General features: G+C 66.9%; 11 protein-coding genes. 7 read left to right on the top strand and 4 right to left on the bottom strand.

The genetic code is table 11. From position 1 onward, the window contains the following. A partial coding sequence (locus QOJ24_RS23420; RefSeq protein WP_526265630.1) for a thiamine-phosphate kinase occupies positions 1–905 on the bottom strand: 905 nt, incomplete at its 3' end. Between the two features lie 104 nt (positions 906–1,009). Here QOJ24_RS23420 and QOJ24_RS23415 point away from each other — a divergent pair. Together QOJ24_RS23415 and QOJ24_RS23410 are read left to right on the top strand one after the other, a co-directional pair. Then, positions 1,010–1,252 (top strand): Lrp/AsnC ligand binding domain-containing protein, encoded by a 243-nt coding sequence (locus QOJ24_RS23415; protein ID WP_526265628.1) that lies wholly within the window; start codon positions 1,010–1,012, stop codon positions 1,250–1,252. A gap of 10 nt (positions 1,253–1,262) precedes the next feature. After that, a complete protein-coding gene (locus tag QOJ24_RS23410) occupies positions 1,263–1,811 on the top strand; it encodes a DUF3515 family protein (protein WP_526265626.1) in 549 nt (182 codons plus the stop codon). Here QOJ24_RS23410 and QOJ24_RS23405 read toward each other — a convergent pair. The 3 genes from QOJ24_RS23405 to QOJ24_RS23395 all read right to left on the bottom strand — a co-directional run bounded on the left by QOJ24_RS23405 (position 1,808) and on the right by QOJ24_RS23395 (position 5,087). Beyond that, positions 1,808–2,938, bottom strand: coding sequence for a D-alanine--D-alanine ligase family protein (locus tag QOJ24_RS23405; protein ID WP_526265625.1), 1,131 nt, complete (start codon positions 2,936–2,938; stop codon positions 1,808–1,810). The genes QOJ24_RS23410 and QOJ24_RS23405 overlap by 4 nt on opposite strands. A 61-nt stretch (positions 2,939–2,999) precedes the next feature. Then, entirely contained in the window at positions 3,000–4,103 is a 1,104-nt protein-coding gene (locus QOJ24_RS23400) for a cystathionine gamma-lyase (RefSeq protein WP_526265623.1), read from the bottom strand. A gap of 3 nt (positions 4,104–4,106) precedes the next feature. Beyond that, positions 4,107–5,087, bottom strand: coding sequence for an NAD(P)H-dependent glycerol-3-phosphate dehydrogenase (locus QOJ24_RS23395; RefSeq protein ID WP_526265642.1), 981 nt, complete (start codon positions 5,085–5,087; stop codon positions 4,107–4,109). A 93-nt stretch (positions 5,088–5,180) separates the two neighbouring features. On the opposite strand from QOJ24_RS23395, the gene cofC reads away from it, so the two are divergent. The 5 genes from cofC to QOJ24_RS23370 all read left to right on the top strand — a co-directional run bounded on the left by cofC (position 5,181) and on the right by QOJ24_RS23370 (position 10,154). Beyond that, positions 5,181–5,825, top strand: coding sequence for a 2-phospho-L-lactate guanylyltransferase (gene cofC / locus QOJ24_RS23390; protein WP_526265621.1), 645 nt, complete (start codon positions 5,181–5,183; stop codon positions 5,823–5,825). A 72-nt stretch (positions 5,826–5,897) separates the two neighbouring features. Continuing rightward, positions 5,898–8,048: an RNA degradosome polyphosphate kinase gene (locus QOJ24_RS23385; RefSeq protein WP_526265619.1), complete on the top strand. Its 2,151-nt coding sequence runs from the start codon at positions 5,898–5,900 to the stop codon at positions 8,046–8,048. 36 nt (positions 8,049–8,084) lie between these two features. Beyond that, entirely contained in the window at positions 8,085–9,020 is a 936-nt protein-coding gene (gene mutT1, locus QOJ24_RS23380) for an 8-oxo-(d)GTP phosphatase MutT1 (protein ID WP_526265617.1), read from the top strand. Between the two features lie 173 nt (positions 9,021–9,193). Then, positions 9,194–9,451, top strand: coding sequence for a methyltransferase family protein (locus QOJ24_RS23375; protein ID WP_526265640.1), 258 nt, complete (start codon positions 9,194–9,196; stop codon positions 9,449–9,451). Beyond that, a complete protein-coding gene (locus QOJ24_RS23370; protein WP_526265615.1) occupies positions 9,438–10,154 on the top strand; it encodes a methyltransferase in 717 nt (238 codons plus the stop codon). The genes QOJ24_RS23375 and QOJ24_RS23370 overlap by 14 nt, the downstream gene beginning before the upstream one ends. The last annotated feature ends 60 nt before the right edge of the window (positions 10,155–10,214 follow it).

Below are 10,214 nucleotides of genomic sequence, written 5' to 3'. Positions count from 1 at the left end.
ACTCGCGGCGGCCCGTCGAGCACCGTTCCGATCACTCGCCATCCCCGCGGCGGTGTGCCGGAAAACGTCGCGACCAGCGCGTGGTCTTCCCCGCCGCCGAGCACCCAGGTCCACGCGTCGACGTCTGCGACCACGGCGGTTTCGGCCAGGGCATCACGATCGACCGCCAGGTCGGCGGTCGACACGTTGATTGCGACTCCGGACGCATCCGCGATGTGGCCAAGGTCGGCCAACAGCCCATCGGAGACATCGGTCATCGCCGTCGCGCCACCGTCGGCGGCGACGCGACCCGCACCGTACGGCGGTTCCGGAACGAGATGCGCGGCCCGCAGGGCGGCGAAGCCCTCGAAGTTGTTGTGCCACAAGTGATATCCGGCAGCTGACCGACCGAGACTGCCCGCGAGTGCCAGTGTGTCACCCACCCGCGCTCCAGAGCGCAGCACCGGTGCGCGTCCGGCCAGGTCACCGAGGACCGTTACCGAGATCACCCACTGCGGAGCGCTGACCAGATCTCCGCCGACGACCCCGGCGCCGAACCTGCGCGCCTCCTGCCACATACCGTCGGCGAGTTCCAGCACCTGGGCGGCCGACGTGCCCCCCGGTGCACCGAACGCCACGACGAATGCGGTTGCCGCGGCCCCCATCGCCTCGATGTCGGCGGCATTCTGGGCGATCGCCTTGCGGCCGACCTCGCGAGGCGTCGACCAGTCCAGCCGGAAGTGCCTGCCCTCCACCAGCATGTCGGTGGACACCACCGTCCTGCCGTCGCTCGCGGTCACCACGGCGGCGTCGTCGCCCGGACCCACGGCGACGACGGCGGGCTGATCCCGGTCGGCGATCAGCCGGTCGATGACGGCGAACTCCCCCAGCCCAGCCAGGCTGTCTGCGGGCTCGTCGCTGGCCATGGCACCCTCCTGCCCCTCATTCGTGCGCTGAACCCCGGGCAATCCTGCGGTACTTTTGGACCCTGCGGCGTGGAGTCTATGCAGCGGAACGGAGGACACACCGGGTGGTTGAGGCTTTCATGCTGATCCAGACCGATGTCGGCCGCGCCGAGGTCGTCGCCAAACAGCTGGCCGAGCTCGCCGGTGTGCGCTCCGCCGAGTACGTCACCGGACCGTACGACGTCGTGGCGCGCATCGGAGCCGACACGATGAGCGACCTGCAGGACACGGTCGTGCCGAACGTCCAGCAGGTCGCGGGCATCACCCGCACGCTGACCTGCCCCATCGCCGACGGACCTCGCCCCTAAAGTTGGCCTCGTGGCATCCACGACCGACGACGACGACGGCGACGGTCCGCCGCGCTCCTTGCTCATCGCCGCGGTCGGGCTTGCCGTCGCCGCGATCGTCACGGTGCTGGCGATAGCGGCAGTCCGGCAACTGCCTGAGCAGTTGCAGCCGGTCCCCGTCGCGACGGTGCCCGCGCCGAAATCGGCAAGCCCCGAATGCACCGCGTTGTTGGCCGCGCTGCCCGATCAGCTGGGTGACTACCGGCGCGCCGTGGTGGACACCACGAACACGGGCGTCGCGGCGTGGCAGAACTCACCCGATGCCGACCCAGTCATCCTGCGCTGCGGGCTGGACCGGCCCGCCGAATTCGTCGTCGGCGCGCCGCTCCAAGTCGTCGACGCCGTGCAATGGTTCGAGCTGACCGAGGCGGACAGGAGCACCTGGTTCGCCGTGGATCGCCCGGTATATATAGCACTTACGCTGCCCAGCGGGTCGGGCCCGACACCGATCCAGGAGATCTCGGAGGCGATAGCGAAGGCGATGCCCGCCAAGCCGCTCGACCCCGGGGCCCCTCGCTAGCGCAGCCCGGTTCCCCTGGCCAGCGCGGTGTCCACCATCGCGGCAAGCAGGGTCGGGTAATCCACGCCGCTGGCCGCCCACATCCTCGGGTACATCGAGATCGTGGTGAACCCGGGCATGGTGTTGATCTCGTTGACCACCGGGCCGTCGTCGGTCAGGAAGAAGTCGACACGCGCCAGACCCTGGCAGTCGATCGCACGGAACGCCCGGATGGCCAGCCTGCGGACCTCGTCGGCGACCTCGTCGTCGACCTTGGCGGGCACGTCCAATTCGGCGGCGTCCTCGAGGTACTTGGTGGCGAAGTCGTAGAACGCGTCCTCCCGGCCGCGAACGCCTGCCACCCGGATCTCACCGACGGTGCTCGCCGCGACCCTGCCGTCGGGGAATTCCAGGACGCCGCATTCGAGTTCGCGCCCCGGCACCGCCGCCTCGACGATCACCTTGGGGTCGTGTTTACGCGCGTCTTCGATGGCGGCGCTCAGCTGATCCCACGCCGTGACCCGGCTGACGCCGATCGACGAGCCGCCGCGCGCGGGTTTGACGAACACGGGAAGGCCGAGCCGGTTGCGCTCCGAGCGCTCGAGTGTCGCCTGGTGAGGTCGAAGCACCACATGGTCGCCGATGGGCAGGCCGTCGGCGACGAGCAGCTTCTTGGTGAACTCCTTGTCCATACCCGCCGCACTGGCCAGTACGCCCGCCCCGACGTACGGCACACCTGCCAGTTCGAGCAGGCCCTGGATGGTGCCGTCCTCGCCGTAGGGTCCGTGCAACACCGGAAACACCACGTCGACCGAGGCAAGTAGCTCCCCGGCGGCGCCCTGACCGAGCGACAGCAGCTGACCGCCGCGACCGGGGTCAGCAGGCAGAGCCAGTGCGGTTCCCGACGCTCCGCTGACTTCCGGTAGCCGTCCATCGGCGATGGCCAGGGTGTCCGGGTCGGCGTTCGTCATCACCCACGAGCCGCCGGGCGTAATGCCGACCGCCACCACCTCGAAGCGCTCTGGATCGAGGTGGCGCAGGATGCTTCCTGCGGAAACACAGGAGATCGCGTGCTCGGAGCTGCGTCCGCCGTAGACAACGGCAACACGGACGCGACCGGCGGAGCCGGCTCGGTGGCGGGCAGTCACAACCTAGAGAGGCTACCGCCCCGTTCGGAAGTCGCACGATCTACCGTTGCGACCTGCACTTTCACCCCAACGCGCGGTCGATGTCGGCGATCAGGTCGTCGGTGTCCTCGATGCCCGCGGAGATGCGGGCGAAGCCCTCGCCGACCGGGTCGCCCCAACGCGCCCTGCGATCCACCGAGCTGTGGATGCCGCCGAAACTGGTCGAGGAGACGAGCAGGTCGCTGTTGCGCACCAGACGATGGACTGCTTCTGCGTTTTCCAGTTCGATCGACACAATACCGCCGAAGCGCTTCATCTGCCTTTTGGCGACCTCGTGCGAAGGGTCGTCGGTCAGGCCCGGATACCGCACGGATCGCACGGCCGGATGCGCGCGCAGCGTCAGCGCCAACGCGAGCGCGTTCTGGCACTGGCGCTCGTACCGAAGACCCACGGTGGCGATGCTGCGCAAGATCAGCCAGGCCTCGAATACACCGAGGATCGGGCCCGCGATTCGACGCTCCTGCTCGATCGCCGCCATCTGGTCGATGTGAGATCCGGCCACGTACCCCGCGAGCAGGTCGTGGTGACCCGACAGCGCCTTGGTGGCGCTGGCGACGATGAGGTCGGCGCCGAGCGACAACGGTTGCTGCCCAAGAGGTGTCGCGGTGGTGTTGTCGACGATGAGGGTTGCCCCGCGGTTCCGGCACGTCATCGCCAAGGCGTGCAGGTCGACCACGTCCAGGCCGGGGTTCGACGGCGTCTCGGCGAGCACCACGTCGGCACCCGACGCGGCATCGATGATGTCTGCGCACTTCGCCTGGATCACGGTGATGCCTTGCGGAGCAAGGTATTCAACCGCATAGCGGCGCACCTGGTAGTAGCCGTCGGCGGGCACTACCAGCGTGGCGCCCGGCTTGGTGAGCGCTCGCAGCACCGACGTTATCGCCGCCATCCCGGAACCGAATGTCAGTGCCGCCCTGGCACCTTCCAGCTCGGCCAGGGCCGATTCCAGTTGACGCCAGGTCGGATTGTGATATCGCCCGTAGCTGTCGAGTGAATCGTCTTCGCTCGGCGGGATGTGGTAGGCGGCCGCAGGAACAGGAGGCGGTGTCACCGGTGCTCCCGGGACCGCTTCGGCCCCAACGGCTTTGACGCTTCTGGTGGAGTCTCCGTACGGGCCGGTCACGTCCTACTCCGGCTTGGTGCTGCGGCCGAGTAACAGCGCGACCGCCTCGGGCACGGACAATCCTCTGTGGCACACCCGATGAACCGCGTCGGTCAACGGCATCTCGACGTCATAGCTCGCCGCAAGCGCCAACACCGAGTCGCACGAGGTGACACCCTCTGCGACGTGCCCGCCGCCCGCCAGCTTGGCCTCTTCCACCGAATCTCCCGTGCCGAGCCGGGAACCGAACGTGCGATTGCGCGAATGCGGTGACGTGCACGTCGCAACCAGATCACCAACGCCGGCCAGGCCGGCCAACGTGGCGGGTTTTGCGCCGAGCGCGATTCCCAGCCGCATGATTTCGGCGAGCCCACGGGTGATGATCGCCGCGACCGAGTTCTCGCCCATCCCAACGCCTGCCGCCATGCCGCAGGCCAGTGCGATGACGTTCTTGCACGCGCCGCCGACCTCGGCTCCGATGACGTCGGCATTGGTGTACGGGCGGAAGTACTTGGTGGCAAGCGCTCGCTGCAGGGTTACCGCACGCCCGGAGTCCGCGCAGGCGACGACGGTCGCCGCCGGCTGCTCTTCGGCGATCTCGCTGGCCAGGTTCGGTCCGGTGACCACAGCGACCCGCGACGGGTCGGCGCCGGTCACCTGGAGCACGACCTGGCTCATCCGCATCAGCGTGTCCAGCTCGATGCCCTTGGCCAGGCTGACCAACGTCACGTCATCGCCGAGAAGCGCGGCCCAGCCGGTCAGATTGGGCCGAAGCGTCTGCGACGGCACCGCAAGCAGCACGGTGCACGCGCCGTCCAGTGCCACAGCCGGGTCACCGGTGGCGCGGATCGACTCCGGCAGTGCGACGTCGCCGAGATATTCGGGGTTGCGATGGATGTCGTTGATTTCGTCGGCCAGTTCCTGGCGGCGGGCCCACAGCGTGACGTCATTGCCCGCGTCCGCCAACACCTTCGCCAGCGCCGTCCCCCACGCACCGGCACCCATCACCGCCGCCTTCACCACGGTTTCACCCTAGCCTGGCGTGCCGCCACCACGCCCCGGCTGCGCGGAAGACCGGGGCTGGCAGGATGAGTTGTTATGAGCGGCACGCAGACAGCCGCGCCGGCCGACATCGGACTGGTCATAGCGGTCAAGCGGCTCGCCGCCGCCAAGACGAGACTGGCTCCGGTGTTCTCGGCAGCGACCAGGGAAGCCGTGGTGCTGGCGATGATGGTCGACACCATCAGGGCCGCGCTCGCGGTGCCCGCGCTGCGGTCGGTCACCGTCGTCACCCCAGACCAGGTTGCTGCCGACACCGCACGGCAGTTGGGGGCACTGGCACTCACCGACCCGACACCAGACGGTCACCGCGATCCGTTGAACAACGCGATCGCTGCTGCGGAGGCGGTTGTTCGCGAGTCAACACCGAATATCGTTGCGCTGCAAGGTGATTTACCCGCACTTCAACCGCAGGAGCTCGCAGAGGCAATCGCCGCTGCCCGCAGCTACCCCCGCAGTTTCGTCGGTGACCGGCACGGCACCGGCACGTCGGCGCTGTTTGCTTTCGACGTTCCGTTGGAACCTCGGTTCGGGCCCGACTCGGCTCGAAGGCACCAGCACTCCGGAGCCATCGAGCTGACAGGGGCATGGCCGGGTTTGCGCTGCGATATCGATACGCCCGACGACTTGATGATGGCCCGCCGACTGGGCGTGGGTTCGGCGACGGTGCAGGCCATCGGTTGACCAAGGTAAACGGCGCTTGAGGATTTGGCCGTCGGTAGCAGTTCCGCCAGCCGATGAGGAATGATCGATGCAATGACCGAAGCCGAGGCCCAAGTTCGACCCAGCGACGCCGATGTGGTGCCGGGTGATTCGGCGCCTGAAGCCCCACCTGCGGCGACGGCACCGACCGTGGATAACCCGCTGCCCGAGGAGCGGTACCTCAACCGCGAGCTGAGCTGGCTGGACTTCAACGCCCGCGTGCTGGCGCTGGCCGCCGACACTTCACTTCCGCTACTCGAGCGGGCGAAATTCCTTGCGATCTTCTCGTCGAACCTCGACGAGTTCTACATGGTCCGCGTCGCGGGCCTGAAACGTCGCGACGAGATGGGTTTGTCCGTGCGCTCGGCGGATGGCCTGTCCCCCCGCGAACAACTGCGACGAATCAGTGAACGCACTCAGCAGATCGCCAACCGATGCGCGCACGTGTTCCTCGACTCGGTGCGCCCGGCGCTCGCCGACGAGGGCATTCTCATCGTCACGTGGCTACAGCTTGACGACGACGAGCGGGGCAGGCTCTCGACCTACTTCCACGAGCAGGTGTTCCCCGTACTCACGCCGCTGGCCGTCGATCCCGCGCATCCGTTCCCGTTCGTGAGCGGGCTGAGCCTCAACCTGGCCATCACCGTCAAGGTTCCCGACGACGGCGGCCAGCACTTCGCCCGAATCAAGGTGCCGGACAACGTCGACCGGTTCGTCGAACTCGACAGCCGCGACGGCGCCCTGCGATTCCTGCCGATGGAGGAACTGATCGCGGCGTTTCTGCCGGTGCTGTTCCCCGGCATGGACATCGTCGAGCACCATGCGTTCCGCATCACCCGCAACGCGGATTTCGAAGTCGAAGAAGACCGGGACGAGGATCTGTTGCAGGCACTCGAGCGCGAACTGGCCCGCCGCCGATTCGGCTCGCCGGTGCGGCTCGAGGTCGCCGACGACATGACCGAGAACATGTTGGAGCTGCTGCTGCGCGAGCTCGACGTGAACCCCGGCGACGTCATCGAGGTGCCCGGGCTGTTGGACCTGTCGTCGCTGTGGCAGATCTACGGCGTCGACCGGCCGCAGTTGAAGGACCCGCCGTTCGTGCCGGCCACCCCGCCCGCGTTCGGCGAACGGGAGACACCGAAGAGCATCTTCGCCACGCTGCGCGACGGCGATGTCCTCGTGCACCACCCGTACGACTCGTTCTCCACCACCGTGCAGCGGTTCATCGAACAGGCGGCCGCCGACCCGAACGTGTTGGCGATCAAGCAGACGCTGTATCGCACCTCGGGCGACTCCCCGATCGTCAACGCGTTGATCGATGCCGCCGAGGCCGGTAAGCAGGTCGTCGCACTGGTGGAGATCAAGGCGCGGTTCGACGAGCAGGCCAACATCAAGTGGGCACGCGCACTCGAGCAGGCGGGCGTGCACGTGGTGTACGGATTGATCGGGTTGAAGACACATTGCAAGACGGCGCTCGTGGTGCGCCGGGAAGGCTCGGCGATCCGGCGTTACTGCCATGTGGGCACGGGAAATTACAATCCGAAAACCGCTCGGCTGTATGAGGATGTCGGCCTGCTGACCGCCGCCCCCGACATCGGCGCCGACCTCACCGACCTCTTCAATTCGCTGACCGGCTATTCGCGCAAGGACTCCTACCGCAATCTTCTCGTCGCCCCCAACGGAGTCCGCAGAGGCATCATCGAACGCATCGAACGCGAAGTCGCAGCCACCCGCGACGGTGCCGAGGGCAGAATTCGCGTCAAAGCGAACGCGTTGGTCGACGAACAAGTCATCGACGCGCTCTATCGGGCCTCGCAGTTCGGTGTGCGGGTCGAGGTGGTGGTACGCGGCATCTGCGCACTGCGGCCGGGGGTCACCGGCTTCTCCGAGAACATCGTCGTGCGCTCGATTCTGGGCCGGTTCCTCGAACACTCACGCGTTATTCACTTCCGCGCCATCGACGAGTTCTGGATCGGAAGTGCCGACATGATGCATCGTAATCTGGACCGCCGAGTCGAAGTGATGGCGCAAGTGAAGGACCCGAGGCTGAAGACGCAATTGGACGAGGTGTTCGACTCGACGATGAATCCGGCCACCCGGTGTTGGGAACTGGGAGCCGACGGAAATTGGACCGCTTCACCACAGGAGGGCCAGACCGTGCGCGATCACCAGGTGTGGCTGATGGAACGCCACCGGCATCATTGAGGATTCCCGCGGTTTCAATGACCTGCAGGAGTTGAGATGCCAAAGGATTCCTCCGCCAAGGACGCTGCGCCGGCGAACAAGACCGTGCTCGCGGCGGGCGCGGTTCTGTGGCGTGCCAGTGACGACGGCGCGGAGCCAGAAGTCGCGGTCATCCACCGGCCGCGTTACGACGACTGGTCACTGCCCAAGGGCAAGGTCGATGCGGGCGAGAGCGAGCCGATCACCGCGGTACGCGAAGTGGCCGAGGAGACGGGTTACACCGCGCACCTCGGTAGGCGGCTGACATCGGTGAGCTATCGCGTCGAAACACAAGGCATCAAGAAGGTGCGGTACTGGGCGGCCCGCACGGTCGACGGTGAATTCACACCGAACGACGAAGTCGACGAGTTGAAGTGGCTGCCCGTTTCGGCGGCCATCAAACAGGTCCAATACCCGCACGACCGGAAGGTGTTGCGCCGGTTCGCCAAGCTGCCCGCCGATACCAAGAACATCTTGATCGTTCGGCACGGCACCGCGGGCAGCAAGTCCCGTTACAAGGGCGACGACCGGTTACGCCCGCTGGACAAGCGCGGCCGCGCCCAGGCCGAATCGTTGGTCGGTCAGTTGTTGGCGTTCGGCGCCGACACGCTCTACGCGGCCGATCGCGTCCGATGCGAGCAGACCCTTGGTCCGTTGGCTGAAGAACTCGGCGTCGCGATTCACAACGAACCGCTGCTGACCGAGGAGGCCTACGCAGACGACCGCAAACCGGCCCGCCGCCGCATCCTCGAGATCGCGGCCGCTGCCGGCACGCCCGTCATCTGCACGCAGGGCAAGGTCATACCGGATCTGATCGCGTGGTGGTGCGACCGCGAAGGCGTGCGACCCGACAAGTCACGTAACCGCAAGGGCAGCACCTGGGTGCTGTCATCATGGCAGGGCCATTTGGTGGCGGCCGACCACATCGGTAGTCCGCTCGCTATCAAGAAGTAGTCGGCTCACGCACCGGCCGAGCCCGAGGAGCGACATGTGTCCGCGGACCCGCAGCCCAAACTTCCGCCGCTTCCCGTTGCCCGTGCAGTCGACTCGTTGCGGCGCCGACTGCGTCGGTTCGAGCGCAGGCTCCAGCCGCCGGGTGCCTCAGTCCTCGACCTGATTTCGACGGCCTGGGTTGTGCAGGGCGTTTATACCGCGACCAAGCTCGCATCATCGAAGCGCTCCGCGACGGTCCGCAGTCGGCCGATGCGGTCGCGGCGGCGGTCGACGCGAATCCAGACGCGGTGTATCGACTCATGCGACTACTCGCTAGCCGCGGCATCTTCATTCAAAATCGCGACCGGCGGTTCGCACTCGCGCCGATGGGTGAGGCCCTGCGCGCCGACGCACCCGATTCGATGCGGGGATACGTGTTTGTTCGTCGGTGACCCATTGCACTGGGAACACTGGGGCCGGCTGTCGCACTCGGTGCGCACGGGGCGATGCGCAATCGAAGAACTGAGGGGCAAGCCGACATTCGCATGGCTCGAGGACGTCCCCGAGCTGGCGGCGGTGTTCGACGACGGCGTGACGAGCATCTCGAGGATGGAAACGCCGGTAGTGGTGACCGCCTACGACTTCTCGGGGTTCGGCACGATCGTCGACGTAGGCGGCGGCCACGGGCTGTCGCTTTCCGCGATCCTGCGTCGATCACCGAAGAGCCGCGGAATTCTGTTCGATGCCGAATCGGTCGTGGCGGGCGCGCCCGCGGTTTTCGAGGCGGCAGATGTGTCGGATCGATGCGCCACCGTAGGAGGATCCTTTTTCGATTCGGTGCCTGCAGGCGGCGACGCCTATGTGCTCAAGCACATCGTTCACGACTGGGACCACGAGAAGTCGTTGCCGATCCTGCGCAACGTGCGCGCCGCGATGAAACCCGACGCGAAAGTGTTGATCGTCGAAGCCGTGGTGCCCGACGACGATCGTGAGCACCTGTCGAAACTCCTCGACCTGGAGATGCTCGTTGCCGCTACCGGCAGGGAGCGCACGGAGGCCGAGTACGCCAAGTTGTTGAGCCAGGCCGGGTTCCGACACACCCGAACGGTCGGCACTGTCGGGCCGGCATCGATCGTCGAGGCCGTCGCGGTCTAGCCGATCGGTGTGACGCGCAGATACGCCGTGGGTCGCGACGACCCACGGCGCATCTGATTG

This window comes from Mycobacterium sp., from assembly GCF_032159775.1.
Classification (GTDB): domain Bacteria; phylum Actinomycetota; class Actinomycetes; order Mycobacteriales; family Mycobacteriaceae; genus Mycobacterium.
This window is presented reverse-complemented; position numbering and strand designations above follow the sequence as displayed.